Source organism: Bradyrhizobium sp. USDA 3650 (assembly GCF_054057395.1).
This window is the reverse complement of sequence record NZ_JBSRZG010000001.1, coordinates 7,072,913-7,094,996: the sequence shown is the minus strand read 5'-3', so window position 1 is coordinate 7,094,996 and position 22,084 is coordinate 7,072,913. Positions and strand designations below refer to the sequence as shown.

The 22,084-nt window shown below is 62.6% G+C and carries 24 protein-coding genes and 1 pseudogene; 13 read left to right on the top strand and 12 right to left on the bottom strand.

The window, feature by feature from the left end; all coding sequences use genetic code 11:
- Positions 1–252: 252 nt before the first annotated feature.
- The 3 genes from ACVIN2_RS33345 to ACVIN2_RS33335 are packed head-to-tail and all read right to left on the bottom strand — an operon-like array spanning position 253 to position 3,724.
- Positions 253–726 carry a hypothetical protein gene (locus ACVIN2_RS33345; protein ID WP_456768848.1) on the bottom strand — a complete coding sequence of 158 codons (474 nt, stop codon included), beginning with the start codon at positions 724–726 and terminating at the stop codon, positions 253–255.
- Complete coding sequence (locus tag ACVIN2_RS33340) at positions 723–2,735, bottom strand: hypothetical protein (protein ID WP_456768847.1); 2,013 nt, start codon at positions 2,733–2,735, stop codon at positions 723–725. The genes ACVIN2_RS33345 and ACVIN2_RS33340 overlap by 4 nt, the downstream gene beginning before the upstream one ends.
- Positions 2,726–3,724: a DUF7146 domain-containing protein gene (locus tag ACVIN2_RS33335; protein WP_456768846.1), complete on the bottom strand. Its 999-nt coding sequence runs from the start codon at positions 3,722–3,724 to the stop codon at positions 2,726–2,728. The genes ACVIN2_RS33340 and ACVIN2_RS33335 overlap by 10 nt, the downstream gene beginning before the upstream one ends.
- 70 nt (positions 3,725–3,794) lie before the next feature.
- On the opposite strand from ACVIN2_RS33335, the gene ACVIN2_RS33330 reads away from it, so the two are divergent.
- Both ACVIN2_RS33330 and ACVIN2_RS33325 read left to right on the top strand, forming a co-directional pair.
- Positions 3,795–4,271 (top strand): hypothetical protein, encoded by a 477-nt coding sequence (locus ACVIN2_RS33330; RefSeq protein WP_456768845.1) that lies wholly within the window; start codon positions 3,795–3,797, stop codon positions 4,269–4,271.
- Positions 4,272–4,333: 62 nt separating this feature from the next.
- Positions 4,334–4,678: a helix-turn-helix transcriptional regulator gene (locus ACVIN2_RS33325; protein WP_456768844.1), complete on the top strand. Its 345-nt coding sequence runs from the start codon at positions 4,334–4,336 to the stop codon at positions 4,676–4,678.
- A 156-nt stretch (positions 4,679–4,834) separates the two neighbouring features.
- Here ACVIN2_RS33325 and ACVIN2_RS33320 read toward each other — a convergent pair whose 3' ends face one another.
- The 4 genes and pseudogenes from ACVIN2_RS33320 to ACVIN2_RS33305 all read right to left on the bottom strand — a co-directional run bounded on the left by ACVIN2_RS33320 (position 4,835) and on the right by ACVIN2_RS33305 (position 7,091).
- A complete protein-coding gene (locus tag ACVIN2_RS33320) occupies positions 4,835–5,404 on the bottom strand; it encodes a hypothetical protein (RefSeq protein ID WP_456768843.1) in 570 nt (189 codons plus the stop codon).
- A gap of 84 nt (positions 5,405–5,488) precedes the next feature.
- Positions 5,489–6,154 (bottom strand): SOS response-associated peptidase, encoded by a 666-nt coding sequence (locus ACVIN2_RS33315; protein ID WP_456768842.1) that lies wholly within the window; start codon positions 6,152–6,154, stop codon positions 5,489–5,491.
- Positions 6,155–6,160: 6 nt separating this feature from the next.
- Positions 6,161–6,625 carry a GFA family protein gene (locus tag ACVIN2_RS33310; RefSeq protein ID WP_456768841.1) on the bottom strand — a complete coding sequence of 155 codons (465 nt, stop codon included), beginning with the start codon at positions 6,623–6,625 and terminating at the stop codon, positions 6,161–6,163.
- 51 nt (positions 6,626–6,676) lie between these two features.
- A pseudogene (locus tag ACVIN2_RS33305) lies at positions 6,677–7,091 on the bottom strand (hypothetical protein).
- Between the two features lie 239 nt (positions 7,092–7,330).
- Between ACVIN2_RS33305 and ACVIN2_RS33300 the strand changes: the two are divergent.
- Together ACVIN2_RS33300 and ACVIN2_RS33295 are read left to right on the top strand one after the other, a co-directional pair.
- Positions 7,331–7,498 (top strand): hypothetical protein, encoded by a 168-nt coding sequence (locus tag ACVIN2_RS33300; RefSeq protein ID WP_456768840.1) that lies wholly within the window; start codon positions 7,331–7,333, stop codon positions 7,496–7,498.
- Positions 7,495–8,049: a hypothetical protein gene (locus ACVIN2_RS33295; RefSeq protein ID WP_456768839.1), complete on the top strand. Its 555-nt coding sequence runs from the start codon at positions 7,495–7,497 to the stop codon at positions 8,047–8,049. The genes ACVIN2_RS33300 and ACVIN2_RS33295 overlap by 4 nt, the downstream gene beginning before the upstream one ends.
- On the opposite strand, the gene ACVIN2_RS33290 is transcribed toward ACVIN2_RS33295, so the two are convergent.
- Positions 8,030–9,178, bottom strand: coding sequence for a sensor histidine kinase (locus tag ACVIN2_RS33290; RefSeq protein WP_456768838.1), 1,149 nt, complete (start codon positions 9,176–9,178; stop codon positions 8,030–8,032). The two genes, ACVIN2_RS33295 and ACVIN2_RS33290, sit on opposite strands and share 20 nt — an antisense overlap.
- A gap of 334 nt (positions 9,179–9,512) precedes the next feature.
- On the opposite strand from ACVIN2_RS33290, the gene ACVIN2_RS33285 reads away from it, so the two are divergent.
- Complete coding sequence (locus ACVIN2_RS33285; RefSeq protein WP_456768837.1) at positions 9,513–10,487, top strand: MBL fold metallo-hydrolase; 975 nt, start codon at positions 9,513–9,515, stop codon at positions 10,485–10,487.
- A gap of 1,151 nt (positions 10,488–11,638) precedes the next feature.
- On the opposite strand, the gene ACVIN2_RS33280 is transcribed toward ACVIN2_RS33285, so the two are convergent.
- Positions 11,639–12,028 carry a hypothetical protein gene (locus ACVIN2_RS33280; protein ID WP_456768836.1) on the bottom strand — a complete coding sequence of 130 codons (390 nt, stop codon included), beginning with the start codon at positions 12,026–12,028 and terminating at the stop codon, positions 11,639–11,641.
- Positions 12,029–12,316: 288 nt separating this feature from the next.
- On the opposite strand from ACVIN2_RS33280, the gene ACVIN2_RS33275 reads away from it, so the two are divergent.
- The gene (locus ACVIN2_RS33275; protein ID WP_456768835.1) at positions 12,317–12,574 is read left to right on the top strand and encodes a DUF2798 domain-containing protein; all 258 of its coding nucleotides are present in this window, start codon (positions 12,317–12,319) and stop codon (positions 12,572–12,574) included.
- 50 nt (positions 12,575–12,624) lie between these two features.
- On the opposite strand, the gene ACVIN2_RS33270 is transcribed toward ACVIN2_RS33275, so the two are convergent.
- The 3 genes from ACVIN2_RS33270 to ACVIN2_RS33260 all read right to left on the bottom strand — a co-directional run bounded on the left by ACVIN2_RS33270 (position 12,625) and on the right by ACVIN2_RS33260 (position 15,863).
- Positions 12,625–14,412: a chloride channel protein gene (locus ACVIN2_RS33270; protein ID WP_456768834.1), complete on the bottom strand. Its 1,788-nt coding sequence runs from the start codon at positions 14,410–14,412 to the stop codon at positions 12,625–12,627.
- Positions 14,413–14,424: 12 nt separating this feature from the next.
- Positions 14,425–15,078: an L-fuculose-phosphate aldolase gene (locus tag ACVIN2_RS33265; protein ID WP_456768833.1), complete on the bottom strand. Its 654-nt coding sequence runs from the start codon at positions 15,076–15,078 to the stop codon at positions 14,425–14,427.
- Between the two features lie 158 nt (positions 15,079–15,236).
- Complete coding sequence (locus ACVIN2_RS33260) at positions 15,237–15,863, bottom strand: MarC family protein (RefSeq protein ID WP_456768832.1); 627 nt, start codon at positions 15,861–15,863, stop codon at positions 15,237–15,239.
- A 155-nt stretch (positions 15,864–16,018) separates the two neighbouring features.
- Here ACVIN2_RS33260 and ACVIN2_RS33255 point away from each other — a divergent pair, with 155 nt between their 5' ends.
- The 7 genes from ACVIN2_RS33255 (at position 16,019) to lon (ending at position 22,080) form a co-directional block, all read left to right on the top strand.
- Entirely contained in the window at positions 16,019–16,966 is a 948-nt protein-coding gene (locus ACVIN2_RS33255; RefSeq protein WP_456768831.1) for a gamma-glutamyl-gamma-aminobutyrate hydrolase family protein, read from the top strand.
- Positions 16,967–16,969: 3 nt separating this feature from the next.
- Positions 16,970–17,758, top strand: a complete 789-nt coding sequence (locus tag ACVIN2_RS33250) for a YbdK family carboxylate-amine ligase (protein WP_456768830.1) — start codon at positions 16,970–16,972, stop codon at positions 17,756–17,758.
- Positions 17,740–18,159: a hypothetical protein gene (locus ACVIN2_RS33245; protein WP_456768829.1), complete on the top strand. Its 420-nt coding sequence runs from the start codon at positions 17,740–17,742 to the stop codon at positions 18,157–18,159. Before ACVIN2_RS33250 ends, ACVIN2_RS33245 begins: the two co-directional genes overlap by 19 nt.
- A 92-nt stretch (positions 18,160–18,251) precedes the next feature.
- Positions 18,252–18,458, top strand: coding sequence for a hypothetical protein (locus ACVIN2_RS33240; RefSeq protein ID WP_456768828.1), 207 nt, complete (start codon positions 18,252–18,254; stop codon positions 18,456–18,458).
- A gap of 103 nt (positions 18,459–18,561) precedes the next feature.
- Positions 18,562–19,128, top strand: a complete 567-nt coding sequence (locus tag ACVIN2_RS33235) for a YciE/YciF ferroxidase family protein (protein ID WP_007601433.1) — start codon at positions 18,562–18,564, stop codon at positions 19,126–19,128.
- Between the two features lie 154 nt (positions 19,129–19,282).
- On the top strand, positions 19,283–19,666 hold the full coding sequence (locus ACVIN2_RS33230; protein ID WP_007601432.1) for an Hsp20/alpha crystallin family protein: 384 nt from the start codon (positions 19,283–19,285) through the stop codon (positions 19,664–19,666).
- Positions 19,667–19,674: 8 nt separating this feature from the next.
- A complete protein-coding gene (lon, locus tag ACVIN2_RS33225; RefSeq protein WP_456768827.1) occupies positions 19,675–22,080 on the top strand; it encodes an endopeptidase La in 2,406 nt (801 codons plus the stop codon).
- The last annotated feature ends 4 nt before the right edge of the window (positions 22,081–22,084 follow it).

Here is a 22,084-nt window from a genome sequence, read left to right as displayed (position 1 = left end):
GCATTGTGAACTCCGGCCGTCTTCACGAGCTCAACCAGCGGCTCGCTCAGACGATCAGCCTCGATCGCGTGAATTGCACGGCAAAGAATTCTCGCAAGGTATCGTGCGCTGCGCTCGGTCATGTCGTCGCTCACCAGAAACACCAATCCATGATGCCTCAAGGATACTGACGTATCCCTGCCCTCGTCAGTTCGATCGACATAGCGTTTCTCCAGGTTGTCGACTTGGTCGGATTCCAAAGATCTCTTCACGCTAAATCTGCTTTCTGAGGAGCGACGACAGCGCGGCGACAGCGGTGGCCCTCCGGTTCGCATGCCATGCGTTCCAGCAACGCGGATGCAGCCAGGCAGCCGTTTCCGTCCCGTACGGCAACAGCACGTCGCCGCCGCTGCCACAGTGGAGACAACGATCGGGCGGAGATTGTGCCGGATTGCGGTTCAGCCATTCGACCACGCAGCATTCGAAGGCGCGCTCTTCGGCAGCTGCTCGTTGCAGCCCGCCGTCGAACTCCGCTACTCCCGCCCGCTCGTCGTAAAAGGCTAACCAGTCATCAGACGACCAGTTGTCCGGCCGCAGCAGCGCTACGATCCCGGCCTTGTGCCGGGAGAGTGCGTCAATGACTGCTTCCGAGGGCGCGGCGGCCGCGCTCAACACAAGGTCCTCTCCTTCAAGAGTGAGCTCGACACCTTCGGCGCGGGCCGCATTGAGGGCCTCGACGGCGCTCATAGCCGGGCATTCCAGCGCTTGATCGGCAATTCTTTGGACTCAGATTCAAGGGGGTGCACAGCGTCCGCGCCGTCCGCACCGTCCGCAGCATTGTTATCCAAGCTGATCTTGCGGACGATCTGATCGTCGCGGCTGGTGACATCGTCCGCGTGGGCGTCCTGCGTCCACGCTGACGCGGCAGAAAAAGCGTTGTCCGTGCCGGTGATTGCCGTGCTGTCGGACGGTGCGGACGCCGCGGACGCTCCGGGCCCCTGCTTCTCTGCCGCAGCAGCCTGCATCCTGGTGACGGTGATGGTACGTGTCCTGAGGCGCTTCGTGTCCCTGCCGAAATCGATATCGATGCCGACCTGGCGCAGGAAAGTCGCGGCCCGGCGGAGTTTACCCGAGAGCGTATTGGGAACCGTGGGCCAGTATTTCGACTTGGCCGCGCGCTCGCCGACCAGACTTGTGAGCGCGTCCAACAGTTCAGTGGCCGTCCCCGCCCATGCCGTCCGTGTTTCCATCATGGCCCGGAGGGCCACGGCAGCGGGGTTCTTTTCAAGCACTCCTTCCACAACCTCGTCGAGGTTACCGCGATATGCGGACAGAAAGGTGCCGGGAGACCACAATGCGACCTCGCATGCCGTTGCCCACAGGGCGAAGTCAGCCATACGCGGCAGCTTCTGCAGATGCGTTTCGGGCAACCGCTGGAGGCCCGTCACCACAGCATCAAGCAATGCCCCAAGGATCCTGGGGCGTTCAGCTTCGAACGCAGCACGCAATTCCTGTTCCGGGCGGCGGCGCTCTTCCGGGATCGGTTGCAGCGTCAACAACACGGCGCGGTCTGCCAAGTCGGGGCGCTCGATGATCTCCTCGATGCCGTTGAGGATCACCGGGCGGCTGGAATCAAACAGGACCTCGTCCTGGTCGGTGTAGAGCTGGCGGACGGCAAAGCCGCCGCCGGTCGCCAAGCGACAGAGGGTATCGGAAATCCAGGGAGGCAAGCCCGAAACGTTATCAAAGGCGAGCACGTGACCGTTATTGGCCGCAATAAAGAGATCGCGATCCTCACGCGGCAGTGCGCGCAAGGGTGCGGTATTGGGATCAAGCAGGGATCGCAGGATCGCCGTGAAGGTGGACTTGGCCGAGCCCTGCTCCCCCGACAATGCCAGCACCGGGTACGGACCGCTATTGCGTAAGGAGGCCAGCGCCCAGGCGACCACGAGAACGAAGTCAGGCTCCGAGCCGACATTGAGAAACGGTCGCAAAGCTTCAATCAACCCGCCGCTCACCGGTACCGGCAACGGCAGCATGCCGGCCGGACGACGAAACCTCGCGGGTGGATTGTCGATAACGCGCCAGCCGGTCGAGTCGATTTCCACCGCACGCCATGCTTCGTCGCCGAGGTCGAGATAAAGCTTGTTGTCGCAGGCGCCAACGCGGGTATGAACCCGCCTCTCCGGCGCATCAAAGTGCGCCTTTGCCTCGACCAAATTCAGCGCGGACTGCAACGCCTCCGAATTCGGGGCTCCCGCCTCCTCTTCATAGTAGCGGCGCGTGAGCCAGCGGCGGAAGCCCTTTGAGCGGATCGGCCAGGTCTCCCGATGATCGTTGATGGTCAGATCGACAAAACCTGTTCCGTCGGGAGCGTGGAACAGTCGAGCGGCTTGCGCCAGTTCGACCAGAACATTGGCCTGCGTACGCTTTGCAGCAACAATAGCCCTGCTCTGGTCCATCATCGTCCCTTTGCGAACCGCGCCCTTGCGGGCCCCAGGCTGCGCCTCGAGCTCCGCCCGCTTTTCCGCTTCGGCCGCCATAACGGCGTGCGGCGTGAACCCCGTGGGGGCAGCGACCAATTCATCCGGGGGTCCGCGCACCTCCTCTGCGGCCGCAATCGCCATCAGGATGTTTTGCTCGCCGATGGTTGGCACGGCCGGCACAGCGCCGCCCACGCCGGGATCAATTTCCTTGCAAAGGAGACAGAGAAACCGCGGAAAGGCGTGCTCGCATTCTTCAGTACTCACCGCCATGACAACGCACTCTCGTAGCTCGATCTGCGAGCGGTGGCTTCCTGCACGCGCGGTAAATTCTGGCCTTGGGCCCAGCCGGCGGCAGCATTCAGCATGTCGTTGAAATCCACTCCTCGCGGTGGACGCGCGATCTTGACCCGGCGTCCCTCCCGCGCCCAGCGGCGGCCGGCATTCTGCGCCGCCGCCTCACCCGCCTGGTCGGAGTCGGCGAGAACCACGATGTCCAACTCATTGTCCGGGAGATCGAGATTGCGCAGGCCCGAGGTCGAGAGCGCCGCCCAGGTCCGCTGTCCGGTCGCCTGCATCGCCGAGAGACATGTTTCGATCCCCTCGCCGATGAGGAGGACGCCGCCCTGCCCGCCGAGGCGAACAATCCCGCCCTTGCAGGGGCCTAACATCATTTTCGCGGTCGCAACGGCTGCCTTTGAAGTGCCGTCGCGCGAAAGGAACGTGCGATGGATTGCCATCGGCGTGTTCCCAAGCGCGCCGGTCACCAAGGCAACCATGCCGGGCCAGCGTGCCCCCTCAGGGTGTTGCAGCCCGAGGTGAAAGCGGATGGCCGACGGGATCGGGACCGTGACACCACGCCGTCGCAGATAGGTCTCAACCAGCGAGCCCTTTGCCGCGAACGAATTCTTCCAGATCGTTGCTGCCCATTCTGCAGACGCGGAGGTGCCGGTACCCGCAGGGGCCGTAGCCATCGTCACTGCAGGCTTCGCCGCTTCAGCGTGATGCGTTGCCGGCCAGACACCGAGGCGCTTCAGTGCGTCGATGACTGCCCACTGATCGCAACCGGCGAAGCACTTCACCAGCACCTTGCCGTCGGCGCTGTATCCAGTTGAAAGGCTCGGTGTCTGGTCGCCATGAGCAGGACAACGGCAAATGAACCCACCGCTGGTCTTCTTCGCTCCGCCGCACGCAACGGCAATCTGCTCGAGAGAATCCACGCGCTCTCCATTTGGCGCCAATTCCCCCCAGCCGTCCGGCAACTCTGTTCCGATTGACCCTTAAAGTCAACAAGAGTAAGGTCTACCGACCGTGATAAATAGGGCTACGCTCGTGAAGCAGCAACAGTTCAAGATTACGCTCGGCGACGAACTGCGCGCTAAGCTTGAGGAAGAAAGCTCTCTCAATTACCGGTCGATCGCGGAGGAGATCCGTCAGCGCTTGGAAATGTCTTTCGACATCCAGGCAGATCTCCGCACCCGCGATCTCATCTATGCGATTTTGATTCTGACGGCCGAGATCACGCGAGACTTCGGGGCCACGTGGTGGGCCGATGAACGGGCACGTTCAGCGTTGCTGGCAGCGATTGTCGACCAACTGAACAGCTACACGATCACCCCGCCCGCTTCTGCCGAGGCAACCTTAAAACCAGTGGGCACGAACGGACCGCAGGCGGCCCCGGACGATGATCCGCAGGTCATTGGACGGGCGGTCGCTCGAAACTTCCGACGCGTCTTCATTAGTCACAATAGTTCGACGCAAATTGAATCCATTCGCAAGGTGTTGCGAAGCAAGAAAGCAGAGACCTGACAAAGGGCATCCGCACAATCCTCATGCCAGCAGTTGAGGAAAACCGCTGCGCCGAGAGTTGAATGAACCGCGTTCAAGGAAAACTCGCAATGACCGCTGCTAAACAAGCAATCGGCGAGACGGGGATCGGTGGGGTCAATGGGTTCGCTCCCCGCCGCATGCTTACCGAGACGCAAGTGTTGGACATCATACCGCTGAGCCGCACCACGCTCTATCGCATGGAGAAAGCAGGCCGCTTTCCGAAGTGCACTTATATCAGCCCGAACCGGCGCGTCTGGTTCGAAGACGAGATCGCCGCCTGGCAGAATGCGGTCGATGAATTCAATCCGCGCCGCACCCGGGGCAAAGGGCGGCGCGCGCGCAAGATCACTGCCATTCGTGGCAAAGCAGACCGCGTTTTGGATTGAGGTTACTCCGGCCGACTGCGAGGTTGCACGCTCTTGCTGGGCGTATTCCCGTCGAGCGTTGCGCGATGGGTATCAACGGCGGGGACCGACCGCAGGCCACGTTGATGCCGCAGATCTGTCTGCCGTCGCCAATCCGGTCCCCAGAGCGCGCACAGGTTACATCTTCGCCTTTTGTGCCGCCCGTCGACCGCCCATTTTCCAAGCAAAGTCACTCAACTCGCTGTTCAGGTCCGTGATGTCCTTCTCATGGGCTCTCAGGTCCTCTACCTCAACTGTCTCCTTGCCGAGCAGGCCGGGATAATCGTTGTTTAGGACGCGTTCGTACGGTTCGATGTGGATCGAGTAGATGTCAAGCGCTTCGCCATTTATCGAAGTCGCTGTTCGAAGGGCGGGTTGATGAACGATGATGTTCCGCGTGTGAGCTAGATCGCGGGTTTTGTTGAACAGCGGTCGCCACTCGTCGACGAATTCTTGTGGCGGCAGTTCGACCTTCAGCGCCCTGTCGACCAAGCCGACGCGTCTGCCGAACGTCTTGTCGCCATAGTAGAATAGGGCCGACTGCTTCTGTTCGAGGCCGACTGCGTGATGAAAGATTTGGTATAGTGATCGATCTACAATGGCCCAGCTTACGATACACATTCCCAACCGTCGAAAAAACTCTATGGCCTCGGTCCCATCCAAGTCAGCGCGCGCGCTGATCACTACCCGCTTGTCAGAAGTCATCATCAATCCTCATCAACCGATAGTCGCCGTTCTCGCCTTTGGCCTCGATACGCTCAGGCACCAAGTCGGTGCTGAGCCATGGGCGGCTCATGCAGTTGCCGCCTTGTCTTCCTTGTCGCTACCGCGCATGACGATCTGAAGCGCATCATCCGGCAACGGTCGTTGTAATGCCTTGGCTTCATCCCACGGCGCGCGCAACCACACGTCCCGCTCTTCGCCGGTTGTCAGGATCACCGGCATGGCCTTGGGATGGATCGGCTCGACCACCGCGTTGGGCGATGTCGTCAGAAACCCGTAGACCTGATGCGGTCCCGGCACCGGCTTAGACTTGGTGCCGCGATCACCGTTGAACGTCGTCCAGATGCCAGCAAACGCCGTGAGCGGCCTATCGTCGTTGAGCGCGAACCAGACGACATCTTTTTTCTTGGTCTCTGGGTTCGGCTCCGGCGCGTATTCGGCGAAGCTGTTGAACGGCACCAGACATCGGTTCTCCGGCTTTAGCCAGCCGCGCCAGTGCGGCGATGACGTGTTGCGGATGTTCGTGACCGGCGGCCCGCCAGTGCGAAGCGGCGGCGGCATGCCCCATCGCATCATGGCCAGCTCGCGCCCGGTGTCGGTGTTGCGCACGACGCGAGCCGGATAATCTGGGAACACGCCCGGCATCGGCGCGAGATTGCCGACATAACGGTTTACGACGCGAAACAGCGCCGCGATGGCAGCTTGGTTCGTCGTGATGCTGTAGAGGTTGCACATGCATCATCATGTCTTCCGCGGCAACGGCTGTTGAGGGTTGCCCTGTTCGTCCATCAAGTGGCCGCCGAAGCAGTCGACATCATCAGGAAGACCAATCCAACTCGCTGCGCTTCGAGTGAAGATATGGCTGTCAGGCTTAACCCAAGAGGGGTCGTCGTAACTACCTGCGTAGATAATCTGCACACCGGGAAACCGCTCCAAGGCCACACCGAGACGGGTGCCGCAAGTCGGACAGAATGCGTAGTGCAGCAACCGTCCATGATCAGGCGAGCGATAGGTGTATATGCTTGGGTTGCCTTCGAAGGCGACCGCCTTGGCCAGAAAAATCAGTTCTACTGTGAACGCACTACCAGACGTGCGTTGACACATTGGGCAATGACATACAGTTGTTTTGATCGGCGTGCCCGCAGTGCGAAACCGTATTGCGCCGCACTGGCAGCCGCCTTCATGAACCTCGTTCGCATCTGTCATTCCGGAACAATGCCGCAAACTTCCGCGTCCGTCCAGTTCAGCACGACAGACCTATCGTTCGCCCGGCCACGACGTTGACGGCGGATCGCTGGCTGAAATCTTGGTAGGCCGCAGCGCCACCAGATGGCTGCGCTTATACGGATAGCGCCGGACGGCGGAGCATTGGCGGCACCGCATGTAGCGCTCCAATTCATGGACCGGCGTTGCCTTTGGTCGCCGCACGATGTCCAGGGCAACGGTCTGGTTTGTACCGCAGCCAAGGCAGCGCACTTCGAGGATAGCGGTATCCGGCATTGAGTGCGTCACCGAGCGTCGGCAACGGCTGGGCTGGTCCCTTGAAGCCCAGCATGCGCGCATTCCATGCCTGACAGGCGAGCCGGTCGGCCGTCTTCCGAGCCTCTGCTGCCTGCTCCGCCGCCGCCCGAACCGACGCGCCGTAGATCGTCTCTCGCGATTTCGTGCCCATGTGCGACAGGATCGCCGGGCCGCGCGGGACAAGCAAGCCGCTACGGCTCGCGGTGGATAGCGCGCCGGGCACAACGGGGCGGTCAATCAGCATTATGGACGGCGGCGACGGTCAGGCCAAAAAACAATGTTGGACAATGATTTTCCCGTGAAAATCAGTGTTTTACTGCGACCGGTTTCTCTGGCTGAAGCTGGAGGCTCGGATGCGTTCGTCCGGGCTTTCAACCCGGAGCAAGCCACATGCGAACAAAGCCCTTTACAGTCCTTCAGCCGATCCCCGGCCAGAGCCCGAAGCCGCTGTTCATCGTCCACGCCTATTCGCTCGAACAGGCCCGCGCGCTCGCCGCGTCCAAGATCGCGGGCGAGACGATAGTCGTCGCCGTCACGCAAGACGGAGCGGCCCAATGATCCCCTACACAAAGAACGGCCTTCCCGCGATGGCCTGCGTCTTAGCCATGCAGAAGGCGATCAGGCGCGGCCTTGAGCGCGAGGCGATGGAATTCGCCGTCGAGCTGATGCATACGTCGAAGGCGTATCACTCGATGGTCTGCAACAGGCTCGAAACCATTTGCCATGAAGACCTCGACACGCTAGCGGCACCATGGGTCGTGCCGTTCGTCGCTACCGCTGTCGCGCAATCTAAAGAGCGCTACAGCAAGAGCGTGGGGGAAGCGCGGTTGATGCTCGGCAGCGCCATCCGCATGATGGCCCCCTCACCGAAGTCCCGTGCGGCCTGTCACTTCAGCGCAGCGATAGGGCTTCGATCCATGCTTGAGGACTTCGCACCGGAGATACCCGACTGGGCCAACGATCAGCACACGCTCAAGGGCAAGGCGATGGGCCGTGGCCTCGACCACTTTCGCGAAGAGGGCACGAAGCTGATCCCGCCGCCGACGGAACCGGACCTCTACGAGGGCGATGCCTACCGGTTGTGGGCGCTCAAACAGCGGGGTGAGTAATGCCGCCGTCGATCTGAAACAAGGTGTGCCCGGGACGTGACGAGATCGTCACGTTAGCGTTCAGCCGTCGCACGAATGCTTTGACGACCTGCATGCCAAAGCCTGCGCTCTGATCAATATTGAAGCCCTCCGGCAGCCCTTGGCCTTTGTCGGAGACCTCCAACCGCCAACCACCGGACGAACCCATGAAGGCAACCTCGACAATTCCGCGCTCGCCGCTTGGATAGGCGTACTTGAAGCTATTCGTAACAAGCTCCGCGACTAAAAGTCCGATCCCGCTTGCCGTATCGGACGGCAGCTTCAGCGTCTCAGCGGTGACCTTGATGGCCTCAATCTCGGGAGGCGCGGTATGCTTGAGGCTTTCACACAATCTCTGCAGGAACGTATCCACATCGACTTCCTCCAGACTACCCGTCAGGTGAAGTTGCTTGTGAACGGTTGCGATGGCAAGCACTCGATGGCTTGCCATGTTCAGTTGCGTCTTCGTTTCCGCGCTTAGGGCGCTGCTGCGACTTTGGAGCGCAAGGATCGACTGAACGAGCTGCAACGAGTTCATCACTCGGTGATCGCTTTCACGGGTCAACGTCTCGTTCTCTTTGACCAACTGTTCAGCGAGCAATCTGGCGGAGTGTTCGGCGGCATTGATCCGGCGCAACTCAATCAGTTTCATCACCTGATTGGCCATCAGGCACAAGAATGCCTTCTGTTTTTCATCAAGCTGGCGTGGCTGGTAGTCGAGGACGCAGATCGTACCCAGCGGGAGCCCCTCAGGGGTCTGCAACAAGGCTCCTGCGTAAAACCGAAGATGCGGGTCACCAAGCACAAGAGGATTGTCGCTGAACCGCTTATCAAGCGCAGTGTCAGGTACTATGAACAGGCCGGGCTGCAGGATGGCGTGGGCGCAAATCGAGCTTTCTAAGGGCGTCTCTCGGACGCCCAAACCGACCTCCGCCTTGAACCATTGCCGACCTGCATCGATCAAATTCACGACCGAGATCGGCGTTTCGCAGATCAACGACGCAACGCGGACGATTTCGTCGAAGTCTTGTTCCCGGGGAGTATCTAAAATCTCATAGCTTCGGAGGGCGGCAAGCCGATACTCCTGGGCGCTGTGCAAGCCTGCCTTCACCGAGCCGCCCCTTAAGCCATATGAGTGATACACCCTGCACGTAAGGGAAACGGGTGTCCACAAATTCGAGACCGGTTCGGCCGACCGGGACTGCGGAAGCTTTGAGGTACTTCGTCAAATCGCGCGCCTTGATTACACTGACCTGTGTAATTTACCTCAGTATGTTGGTTTGCAAATATATTCATACGGCACGGTCGCGCGGTCCCGGCACTTTTGCGCGTCCTCCACAGGACCCGGACGAGCGACCGTGATCTTGGGCAGCCACGACTTGGCAATTGACACCTCCACAAGTAAAGATGAGGCTCCCTTCAGCCACCAACGAAAGGTTGCAATCATGTCCAAGGCGCTAGCCTCATTCATCGGACTGTTGGCCCTCCTTTTTCTTGGCACCGCAGTCAATGCACAGACGAACTCTAGCAGCGATCTTAAGGTCACGTTGCTCGGCACCGGCACACCGATACCCGATCTGGATCGGTTTGGTCCAAGCACGCTCGTGGAAGCGGGAACTATTAAACTGCTGTTTGACGCCGGGCGGGGAGCCACTATCCGTTTGCGACAAATCAACGTGTCGAAGGGCTCGCTCATGAGCAAGATCGATGCGCTCTTCCTTACCCACTATCATTCGGACCATACGGTGGGGATCCCCGACCTATGGCTCACGGGCTGGCTGGGAACGGGTGGGAGGAAGGAGCCATTCCGGTTGATTGGTCCGGTTGGCGCAAAGTCGCTGATGGCCAACCTAGAAAGTGCTTACGCTCTCGACATCAAAATCCGAATGGAGGACGAAAAGCTGCCGGCTGAGGGGATCGCAACGGTTGTCGAGGAATTCGAGAAGGACGGCATCGTCTATGAGAGGGACGGCGTCAAAGTGATTGCTTTCACGGTCGATCACGGGGCGGCCATAAAACCCGCCGTAGGCTATCGTATCGAATACAGAGGCCGGACGGTGGTGATTTCGGGCGACACCCGCTACGACCAAAACGTCATAAGATATGGCACCGGCGTTGACCTGCTCATTCACGAGGTCTGTGTCGTACGACCTGAACTGCTGTCCCATCCCTACGTCCAGCGCGTCGTCGACCACCATACTACTCCCCGCGAAGCTGGAGAGGTATTTTCTTTGGCCAAGCCGAAGCTGGCGGTCTATTCGCATTTAGTCTTTCTCGCCTTGGACAAGGTTCCTCGCGCAACCGTGGATGATATCGTCGCAGGAACGCGCGAAACCTATGACGGTCCTTTACAGGTTGGCGAAGACCTGATGTCCTTCGAAATCGGTGATACTGTCGTCGTGAGCCAACGTAAACCGTAAGGCGCGATGAACCGGCATCACGGCAGCCGGCGTCGAGCGCGTCACCATCGCGCCAGCGGCGAGGCCGCAGGAATGCGCTACAATCGCACCATCAGCCCAGCGCCAGAGGGAGATCGGGCAAGTCCTGCACCACGTCCAGGAGGCCCGTGCCGTGTCCATTGCGGCTCCCCGCCATCGCTGTCTGCTTCCAGAGGATCATCCTGCCGACCGTCTTTACAGAGGGCATCATCACCAAACAGTAGATGCTGCTTTGCGGTTAAATGAGAGGCCGCCCGTTGAGGCGGCCTTTAATTTGCAGGGGGGGGGGGGAATTGGCGCAGCATAAGTTCAAGCAGCAACCTTTGCTGCTTTGCTGAGGCGATCTGGTCCCGGGTGTTCTCGCGGAGCGAGATTGCGTCTTCTATGGCGCGTTGAGCGCGGTCCAGAAGTTTCCGAGTTTCGGGGCTGATCCGTTCCGGCACAAGAAGCGCTCCTGCTCTGAGGCGGGAGCGCTGTGGCGTCTCTCAGTCAACCGACGCCCTGACATCGTGGCCGGTGATAGAAGGTAACTTACCATGGGCGAGGCAGTTCCTCAGCAAAAAGCGCGATGCGCCGTGAAACTAGGGCCTAATAGGGCCCGGCAGTTTCGGGCCGGAGGCAGTGCCACCCGCCGATCCTGATAAGCTGTTCATTGCTTGAGGCTTTTTGGCTTTCCTCGAGCGCCCGAAATGACTGGACGACAGGACCACACGGTTTTGCCGTACGCACGGCCCGCCATTTCGCCGCAGTTTTCCCAGCCCTGTCGACGGAGCCGGAAACTTACAGACGAGACGAAGCCTAGCAGCGCCGCTCGTCGGAACGAAGCCTTGGGCTCACGGAGAGCAATCCGCCCTGCCCGACTCCTCGCACCCGAACGCTGCCGCGTCCACCGCAAGCCCGGCTCGCGAACATGACGACCACAAGATCGCCCCTCAAGGATGAGCCGGGATGGGCGACACATACGCCAAAACCGAATTTCGGTAAAGCAGAATATTTTTCACGGAAGGGATTGACGCACCGGCGACACAGGTCGCGCAATGAGACGCCTCGCGCAGAAGCAACAAGGGGCGGTGCAAAACACCGCCCCTTGTTGCTATCTTGGCGCGAAACGAGACTGCGGCGACGACAGGCGCCTAATACGGCTGATAATAGCCACGCGGACCATAGTAGGGACCGCCGCCGTAATAGCCCTGGCCGCCGTAGTAAGGGCCGGGGCCGTAATTATAGCGGTCCTCATAGTACTCCTGGCGCCTGCTCTCTGCGATCGCGCCGCCGATCAGACCTGCCGCCACGCCCATGAAGGCGAGCCCTGCTGCGTTCGGACCCCGTCGATAATAGCGATGGCGGCGCGCCGCGCTGAAATCGGTCGCAGCCGGAGCGGCCGGGCCCACGGCAGCGGCCTTGGCGGGCGCGGGCGAGTTGGCAGCCGAAGGGGTGATCGAAGCCGTAATCAGAACAAGACTTGCGAAAGCTGCCAACGCAACGTTGCGGCCGGCTGCAGAAATCATCGGTCCCTTATTCATCTTGACCTTCCCTGTTCTCGCTCAAAGCGACACAATCAAACAAGACTTAATGCGCAAACCACTGAAATGGTTTCGTGATCGCGGCAATCTGCCACGCTTTGAACGATTGTAAACCGAACGTCCAGATCCAACTTGAACCATCCAACATGAGCGGATAATGAACAGACGCACCGTCTTTCGGTCGCCGTAAGCGTTTTACGTGAACCAACGCATCAACCGACGCCGTCGGGATCGATGCCATTCTTAGGTTCACCGTGACTGACGCGTTCTATTCCAAAGAGAAACCAGATGATTGCGGTTCGCAAACTGCCGGCGCGCTATGCGCCGATCGTGATGCCATTCGTGCTGTCCATCCTCATGACGGCCGTGGTGTCGGTCATTTCCACGCTTCGAAGCCTCGGCGCAACGCCGGCGTTTCTCGCGACCTGGCCGGGCGCCTGGGCGCTGTCATGGCTCGTCGCCTTTCCGACGCTGCTGATGGTGCTGCCGCTGGTCCGCCGGATCGTGGCGAGCGTCGTTGCGGCTCCCTCCCAACCGGCCCGATAGCCGGCGCGGACGGCGGCGCATGACGCCCGCCGTCCCGCTTCCGCGTGACCCTACGACAGCGCCCCGAGCACGCCACGCGTCGCCTTGTCGATCTCCTCGACATAGCGGCGCCGGGCGAAGGTCTCGGTGAGGAAGCCGACCACCTTGCGGCTGTCGGTGGAATCGACCACCGCCAGCATCTCGGCCTCCGCCTCGTCGAACACCGCCATCGCCGACTTCACGTTCATTTCCGGGATCAGCACGATCTCGGTCAGGCGAGCGAGCTCGATCACCTGGATCTCGTCGGCGATGGTGTCGAGATCGCCCGAGAACAGGTCGGGCAGCAGGACGAGGCCGACATATTCGTCCGCATTGTTGACGATGACGATCCCGGGCCGCGATCCCAGCACGAATTCGCGACGGACCGCGGCGATCGTCGTGGTCGACGGCACCTTGCCGACATCGGAGCGCATCAGCCGCTCGACGGTGAGGTTGCGCAGCCAGCCGACGTCGTTGGCGCTGCGAATGGTCTCGCCGCGCAGATGCAGGCGCCAGGTCGAGAAGGAGTGGCCGAACATGAAGCGGACGCAGATCGAGGTGACGATGCAGCCGGCGAGCACCACGGCGGTGACATCGACGTTGCGGGTCATCTCGAGCACGAGGAACGACATGGTCAAGGGACCGCCGACGATGGCGACGCCGAGCGTCGCCATGCCCGTCAGCATCGCGACCAGCGGATCGATCACGAAGTTCGGGCTGATCAAGAGCAGCACCGCGGCAAAGAACTTTCCGATCAGGCTGCCCACGAACAGCGAGGCAAAGAACAGCCCGCCGCGGAAGCCGGAGGCGAGCGAGATCAGGCAGGCCGTCACTTTCAAGGCGATGATCAGCGCGATCAGGCCGATCGTCATGTCGTGAAAGAGATCGAGCACCATCGCGCCGTGGCCGGCCGCCAGCACCTGCGGCGTGACAATCGCAAAGCCGCCGACGATGAGGCCGCCGATCACCGGGCGCAGCCAGACCGGCAGCCATTTGAACAGGCGCTCGAACATCGAGGACGAGCGCATCACGGCGATGCCGACGCCGCTGGTGACGAGCGCGAGCCCGATCAGCGCCAGATATTGCTCGACGCCGACGGCGCTGACCTTGGGTATTTCAAGCGAGTATGGCGCGCCGCCGAGCCATTGCGCGGTCAGGGCACCGGCGAGCGAGGCGGCGAGGATCGGCGCAGCACTGCCGACCGAATAGACGCCGACGATCAGCTCGCAGGCGTAGAAGGCCCCGGTGATCGGTGCACCGAAGGCCGCCGCGATCGCCGCGGCGGCGCCGCAGCCCACGATCAGGCGCAGATCGTTGCGGCGCAGATTGAAGAACTTGCCGAGCAGCGAGGCGATGCCCGAGCCGATCTGGGTATAGCCGGCTTCGAGGCCGACGGAGGCGCCGCAACCGTTCGAGATCAGCGTCTGGCTCGACACCACCATGCTGTCGCGCATCGACAGATTGCCGCCACGCAGCGCGTTCGCCTCGATCGGATCGACCGCGCTGGAGAGCTTCAGCCGTCGCCGCCACCACTCCATGATACCGAGCGCCAACCCGCCCAGCGCGGGCGCGATCAGCGCGGCCCAGGGACTGACGCTGGTATTGGCGGACAGGCGGACGTCGATGGGAATGCCGTAGATCACCATATGGGCAATCTGCGCAATCTCGGCCATCAGCGTCACGATGGCGCCGGCAAGCGTGCCGATCACCAGCGCCAGCGGGATCAGATAGAATTCGTTGCTGCGCAGCAGCGCCCGCAGCCGAACCATGACGCGGTTCGTCCCCTTGCGGTCGGCGAGATGTCTGATCCGCAGGAACACTTTCTGTCCGCCCTACCCTTCCGCCATGCCGTAGCCGGACATGCGCTGGCGGACCCGCTCGATCTCGGCGCTCGACAGCAGCGGCGGCTCTCCGATCTGCAGACAGCCGTGATATTGCCGCGCCAGCGTCTCGACCTCGACGGCGAGCCACATCGCCTTGTCCAGCGACTTCCCGATCGCGATCATGCCGTGATGGTCGAGCAGGCAGGCAAGCCGGCCCTCCAGCGCCCGCACGGCATGCTCGGACAGCTCCATCGTTCCGAAGGTGGCATAGGGCGCGCAGCGGATGCTGTCGCCGCCGGCGGCCGCGATCATGTAGTGCACGGGCGGGATTTCCAGACCCATGATCGCCAGGATGGTGCAATAGGTCGGATGGGCGTGGACGACCGCGTTGACGTCTGGCCGGGCCTTCAGGATGTCGAGGTGGAAGCGCCACTCGCTTGACGGCTTCTGATCGGGCGCGTGCGAGCCATCCATCGTCATGAACACGATCTGGTCCGGCGTCATGGCGTCGTAGGGCACGCTGGTCGGGGTGACCAGAAGCCCGTCCACATGCCGGACGCTGATATTGCCCGAGGTGCCCTGGTTGATGCCGAGCGTATTCATGCGGCGGCAGGCGCCGATAATGGCCTGTCTCTTGTCGAGCTCGTCCGCTGTCATCGACATCTCGATTTCCTGACGATGGGCGCCTGTCAGACGGGGAGTACGTCAAGCCATATGGCAGCGCAAGAGAAAGCGGACCGGATCGCGCGCGATCCCGCCGGCCGCTTCATGGCATCATGAAATGAACATGAAAATCAACGCATTAACAGATTGTCGCAGCTCTACGGCAAGCTCGCCCGGACCGCCGCGATGCCGTTGATCACGAACTGCACCGAATAGGCCGCGAGCAGCATGCCGAGCACGCGCGAGAGGACGGCGTTGCCGGTACGCCCAAGGCTCCGCGCGATCATGTTCGCGGAGACAAAGCAGAGCATGCAGAGCAAGCACACGGAGAGCACGACCGCGATGATGATCGCGAGCCTCGGCCCGTAGCCGGCATCGCCCGTCAGGAGCAGCGTGGTTGCGATCGCGCCGGGACCGGCCATCATCGGGATCGCCAGCGGGAATACCGCGACGTCCGAGGCATGCTCGGAGCTTGCCTTGTCGGCCTCGCGGGCCTCGCGATGCGGACGGTCGCCGAAGATCATCTGATAGGACACGCCGAACAGCAGCAGCCCGCCGGCGATCTGAAAGGCGGGGATGCCGATCCCGAGCTGGCGCAGCAGCCAGTTTCCGATCAGGGCGATCACCACCAGGATCGCCGCCGCAATCAGCGGCGCGCGCAGCGCAATGGTGCGTTTGGTCTTGTCGGGCATGCCTCCGGTCGCGGCGAGGAAGGCGGGCACGAGACCAACGGGATCGACCACCAGCAGCAACGTCACGAACGCGGACAGGGAGAAATCAATCATGGCGCCTCTTCCGGTCCGACGGCCCAAGCACGTCGCAATAACAAAAGTTAGTTCAGGGTCGGGTCAAAAAGATCAACCAGCTCAATCGCGAAGCAACCATTCCGCAGGATTGCCGTTTCACTGATCATCGATACGAGCAGAAGCAGCACAGACAATTGCACGAGCCCCGTTCCAGAATTGATCCGCACGATCCCATTTCCTGCAGCCGCTGGGCGCTTCGATTAGGGACAAACGTCAGAGAACTCAAGGCCGCCATTCACCAATTCGGCAGCGCCGCGGACGCAGTCGCCTACGGTCTTCAGCAGTGGCGGCTCACCGCATCGCAAGGCCAGTGGCAAGCCCGCAGTGGGGCGCCGCAGGTCGGCATCCTCTCGGATTCCATCGTTGCGCGCGGCGAGCAGCTTGCCTCCGTCGCCTTGGTCTGCGTCAACGCCGTCGGCCTCGTGGCTGGCGCCGTGCCGCGGGTCCTGCCCGCGGCCCCCGAAGCAGATGTCGATGCGTATCTCGACGGCCTCGACGGCCTCTTCATCGGCGGTGGACAGACCAACGTCCATCCTTCCCGCTACGGACAAACAGCCGACGAAGCGCGGGATGGTCCGTTTGATGAATTCCGCGACGAGGTCGCGCTTCGCCTGATTCCGCGCGCGCTGGCGCGCGGCATTCCCGCCCTGTTCGTCTGCCGCGGAATCCAGGAGCTCAACGTCGCCTTTGGCGGCACGCTGGCGAAGGAGCCAGACGGTTTGCCGGAGGACAAACGCCACGGCACGCCCGAGGCGGACAATGAGGATGCCCGCTATCGGCTGCGACAAAAAGTGACGCTGCGCAAGAGTGGCGTGTTGCAACAGATCTGCGGCGCAGATGCCATCACGGTCAATTCGCTGCACAGCTTCCTGATCGCCGATCTCTCACCGGGTCTGGTGGCGGAGGCCGTCGCCGAAGACGGCTCGATCGAGGCCGTCAGCGTCGAAGGCGCGAGCGCTTTTGCGCTCGGCACCCTCTTTCATCCCGATTATTGGGCGAGCTCCGACCATGCGTCGGCCCGCATTCTCTCTGCCTTCGGAGACGCGGTTCGTCAGCATGCGAAGGCGCAAGGGGCAGCGTAGGTCATGCACCCTTATCGCTTCGGCATCGAGGAGGAATATTTTCTGGTCAACCGCCAATCGGCGGCACCGAAGTCCGAGCTGCCCAAATCCTATATGGCAGCGGCCCAGAAACGCCTCGGGGAGCGGCTGACCACCGAGATCCTGCAATCGCAGATCGAAGTGGCGACGCCGCCATTGGCGACTTCAGCCGATGCCATCGCCGAGCTCGCGCACTACCGCGCGGTTCTGGCTGAGGTCGGCAAGGAGCACGGGGTCGGTATCGTCGCGGCGGGGACGCATCCGTTGGCTCAACCCCAGCAGCAGCGCATGACGCGCAAGCGCCGCTACAGCAAGGTCATCAACGACCTCGGGATGGTTGGTCTGGGCAACCCGATCAGCGGGCTGCACGTCCACGTCGAGGTGCCCGAGCCGGACCACCGGGTCGAGATCATGCACCGCCTGGTCCCGTTCCTGCCGCTGCTGCTGGCGCTGTCGACCTCGTCGCCGTTCTGGTGCGGCTACCCCACCGGATTGCTCGGCTACCGCAATGCCGCAAATGACGCCCTGCCCCGGACCGGCTTTCCCGAGATGTTTCGCAACCTCGCGGAATACGAGACCTATGTGAGAACCCTGGTCGATGCAGGCATCGTCCCCAATGCCACCTATGTGTGGTGGGCGCTCCGGCCTTCGCTCCAACATCCGACCCTGGAGCTGCGCATCACCGATTGCTGCACGGCAATTGCCGATTCGGTGGCGATCGCGGCGCTGTTTCGCGCGCGCTGGTCAGGCACGCCGTGCACCATCCGGATCTGAACGCCACCCATTCGGCCGTGCACCGCGCATTGATCGAGGAGAACCGCTGGCGTGCCCAGCGCTACGGAACCGACGGGACCTATATCGATCTGGTGTCGTTCGAGCCGGTCTCGTTCAGGACCTGGCTCGAGACGGTGATCGCCATGCTGGCGCCCGACATCGCGCATCTTCGCATCGAGGACGATATCCAGCATCTCAAGACCATCCCCAAGCGCGGCACGTCGGCCCATCTTCAACTGGAATATTTCCGGGGCTTGAGGAAGTTCGGCCGATCGCCGCGGGAAGCGATCGGCGACGTGACGAAATGGCTGCGGACCTCGACTGAGGCCGGCGACTTCACCGCGCAGGCGGGCGAGCCGAAAGGGACAGCGGTGCGGCAGCCTGTCGCCAATCCAGTGTGAGGCGTCGGATGCGAGGAGGGCTGGTTGAGGAACGACCTTCCGCCATCCGACTTAGCAGACCATGACTGCAAGGGACATGGTGGAGATCATCTATGAGCGACAGCGGAGTTAGCATGTTGCTGGGCCACGCCTCGAGCCAGATGCTTTGGCTCTGGTTCATCGGCGCGTTCGTGCTCGGCGGCGCCCTCGTCTACGGCGTCATGAAGGCCGGTCACCTCCGTCGCAGCGAGCGCGCACGCCTCGATCGCGCGACGGAAGCGCGACAGCGGCAGGACGATCCGTACAAACGGCCGGGTTAATCCACACTGCGTTGCATATTGGGAACCTTTGGCCGCGCAGAGTCTTGATCGCCCGAGGATAGAGGAAGGCGGGGCCTTCCCGTTCACCTCGACAGGAGGATGTATGGCCAAGAAAGCAAAGAAGCGCACAACCAAGAAATCGTCGACGGGCCGCGCCCGTCAGGCGCCGAAGATGTTGAGCGACCTATTCCTGGAGACGCTCAAGGACATCTATTTCGCCGAGAACAAGATCATCAAGACCTTGCCCAAGATGGCCAAGGCCGCCAACTCGAAGGAGCTCGCGGCGGCTTTCAACAAGCATCTGCGCGAGACCCAGGGCCAGGTCAAACGTCTGGACCAGATCTTCAAGATGTTGGGCAAGCCGGCCCGCGGCAAGCCTTGCGAAGCGATCAACGGCATCACCGACGAAGGCGCCGAGATCATGAAGGAGTTCAAGAACGCTCCTGCGCTCGACGCCGGCCTGCTCGCAGCCGCGCAGGCGGTCGAGCACTACGAAATCTCCCGTTACGGCACGCTGCGTACCTGGGCCGAGGAGCTCGGCATGCAGGACGCGGCAAAGCTGCTGCAGGCGACGCTGGACGAGGAAGAGGCGACCGATCACACCCTGACCGAGCTCGCCACCTCCGTGATCAACCTCGAAGCGGAAGAGGAATACCGCCAGGCGGCCTGAGCCCCACGTGGCGTGACGACGAAACGCCGCGGCCGGAAGGCCGCGGCGCTTGTGTTTTCGGATCGCACGATCCGCATGGCACCTGCGCGCCGCCGGGCTGGAATTCTCGGGAACCGGCCCCATATTCAGCGTTCCCCACCGCCGAGCCCGCATCATGCAACCCAAAAATCCCCTCGACTGGATGCTGTCCGAAGCCCTGGACTCGCTGACCCGCGCCGAACGGCTGCGCCAGCAGTTCGGCCGGCAGGAAGCCTGCTGGGAGCCTCCGATCGACGTGCTCGAAACCGAGCATGAGCTCCTGATCCTGGTCGCGCTTCCCGGCGTCAATCCCGACAATGTCGAGACTGTCATCCATGACGGCGTGCTCGTCATCTCCGGCCAGCGCACCCTTCCGCCGGAGCTTCGCAACGCCCGCATCCACCGGCTCGAACTGCCGCAGGGGCGTTTTGAGCGCCGCATTGCATTGCCCGTTGGTCGCTACGCCATCAGCCGCTTCGTGATGGACGGCTGCGTCGCGCTGCGCCTCGCCAAATCCTGAGGTCGATCATGGCCACCGAACCGATGAATACCGCACCGACCAATCCCCAGAGCAATTCCGACGTGAAGATTCCCGAAGACGCGCTGATCATCATTCCCGTGCGCGAGATGGTGCTGTTCCCCGGCGCCATCGCGCCAATCGCGATCGCGCGGCCGAAGTCGGTCGCCGCCGCGCAACAGGCGCTGCGCGAGCAGCGGCCGGTCGGCATCGTCCTGCAACGCAGCCCCGAGACCGAGGAGCCCGGACCGGACGACCTCTATCGGGTCGCGACCATCGCCAACATCGTGCGCTACATCACCGCGCCCGACGGCACCCATCACATCGTCTGCCAGGGCGTGCAGCGCGCGCGCATCCTCGACTTCCTGCCGGGGACGCCGTTCCCGGCCGCGCGGATCCAGCAGATTCCGGAGCCGACCACGAGCACGCCCGAGATCGAGGCCCGCGGGCTGAACCTGCAGCGCCAGGCCATCGAGGCGATCGAGCTGCTGCCGCAGGCGCCGCCCGAGCTGATCGCGATGTTCCAGGGCACCACCGCGCCCGGCGCGCTGGCGGACCTGGCGACCTCGTTCATGGACATCAAGCCGCAGGACAAGCAGGAGGTGCTGGAGACCATCGACCTCGCTCTGCGTGTCGAGAAGGTGTCGAAGCATCTGGCCGAACGGCTGGAGGTGCTGCGCATCAGCAACGAGATCGGCCAGCAGACCCGCGCCAGCTTCGACGAGCGGCAGCGCGAGGCGATCCTGCGCGAGCAGATGGCGACCATCCAGCGCCAGCTCGGCGAAGGCGACGGCAAGGCGGCCGAGGTCGCCGAGCTGACCGCTGCCATCGCCAAGGCCAACATGCCGCCCGAGGCCGACGCGCATGCGAAGAAGGAGCTGCGCCGCTACGAGCGCATGCCGGAGGCCGCCGGCGAGGCCGGCATGGTCCGCACTTACCTGGACTGGCTGATCGAGCTGCCGTGGGCTCTGCCTGCGGAGAAGCCGATCGACATCAAGGAAGCGCGCCGCATCCTCGATGCCGATCACTTTGGCCTGGAGAAGATCAAGAGCCGGATCATCGAATATCTGGCGGTGCGCAAGCTGGCGCCGCAGGGCAAGGCGCCGATCCTGTGCTTCGTCGGACCGCCCGGCGTCGGCAAGACCTCGCTCGGCCAATCCATCGCACGCGCAATGGACCGTCCCTTCGTGCGCGTCAGCCTCGGCGGCGTGCATGACGAGGCCGAGATCCGCGGCCATCGGCGCACCTATATCGGCGCGCTGCCCGGCAACATCATCCAGGGCATCAAGAAGGCGGGCACCCGGAACTGCGTCATGATGCTGGACGAGATCGACAAGATGGGTCGCGGCGTGCAGGGCGATCCTTCCGCAGCGATGCTGGAGGTGCTCGACCCCGAGCAGAACGGGACGTTCCGGGATAATTACCTGGGCGTGCCCTTCGACCTGTCGCGCGTGGTGTTCATCGCGACCGCCAACATGCTGGACCAGATCCCGGGTCCGTTGCTGGACCGCATGGAGCTGATCAGCCTCGCCGGCTACACCGAGGAAGAGAAGCTGGAGATCGCGAAGCGCTACCTGGTGCGGCGGCAGCTCGAGGCCAATGGCTTGACGCCGGAGCAAGCCGAGATCGAGCCGGAGGCGCTGAAGCTGGTGGTCAAGGGCTACACCCGCGAAGCCGGCGTGCGTAACCTCGAGCGCGAGATCGGCAAACTGTTCCGGCATGCCGCGGTGCAGGTCGCCGAAGGCACGGCTACAAAGGTCGTCGTGGCGCCAAAGGACATCGGCCCCGTGCTCGGCCAGCCGCGCTTCGAAGGCGAGATCGCGCAGCGCACCAGCATCCCAGGCGTGGCCACCGGCCTTGCCTGGACGCCGGTCGGCGGCGACATCCTGTTCATCGAGGCCTCGCGGGTATCCGGCCGCGGCGGCATGATCCTGACCGGCCAGCTCGGCGAGGTCATGCGCGAGAGCGTGCAGGCTGCGATGACGCTGGTGAAGAGCAAGGCCACGCAGCTCGGCATCGATCCGCAGCTGTTCGAAAAGAGCGACATCCACGTTCACGTGCCCGCAGGCGCGACCCCGAAGGACGGGCCGAGCGCGGGCGTCGCGATGTTCACGGCGCTGACGTCCCTGCTCACCAATCGCACGGTGCGCAGCGACACCGCCATGACCGGCGAGATCTCGCTGCGCGGCCTGGTGCTGCCGGTCGGCGGCATCAAGGAGAAGGTGGTGGCGGCTGCGGCCGCGGGCCTGAAGCGGGTGATGCTGCCGGCGCGCAACAAGCGGGACTACGACGACATCCCGAAGAGCGCGCGGGACAACCTCGAATTCATCTGGCTGGAGCGCGTCGACGAAGCCATCGCCGCGGCGCTCGAGCCGGCCGAGGCCCAAGCCGAGGCCAAGGTCGAAGCGGCGGAGTGAATGA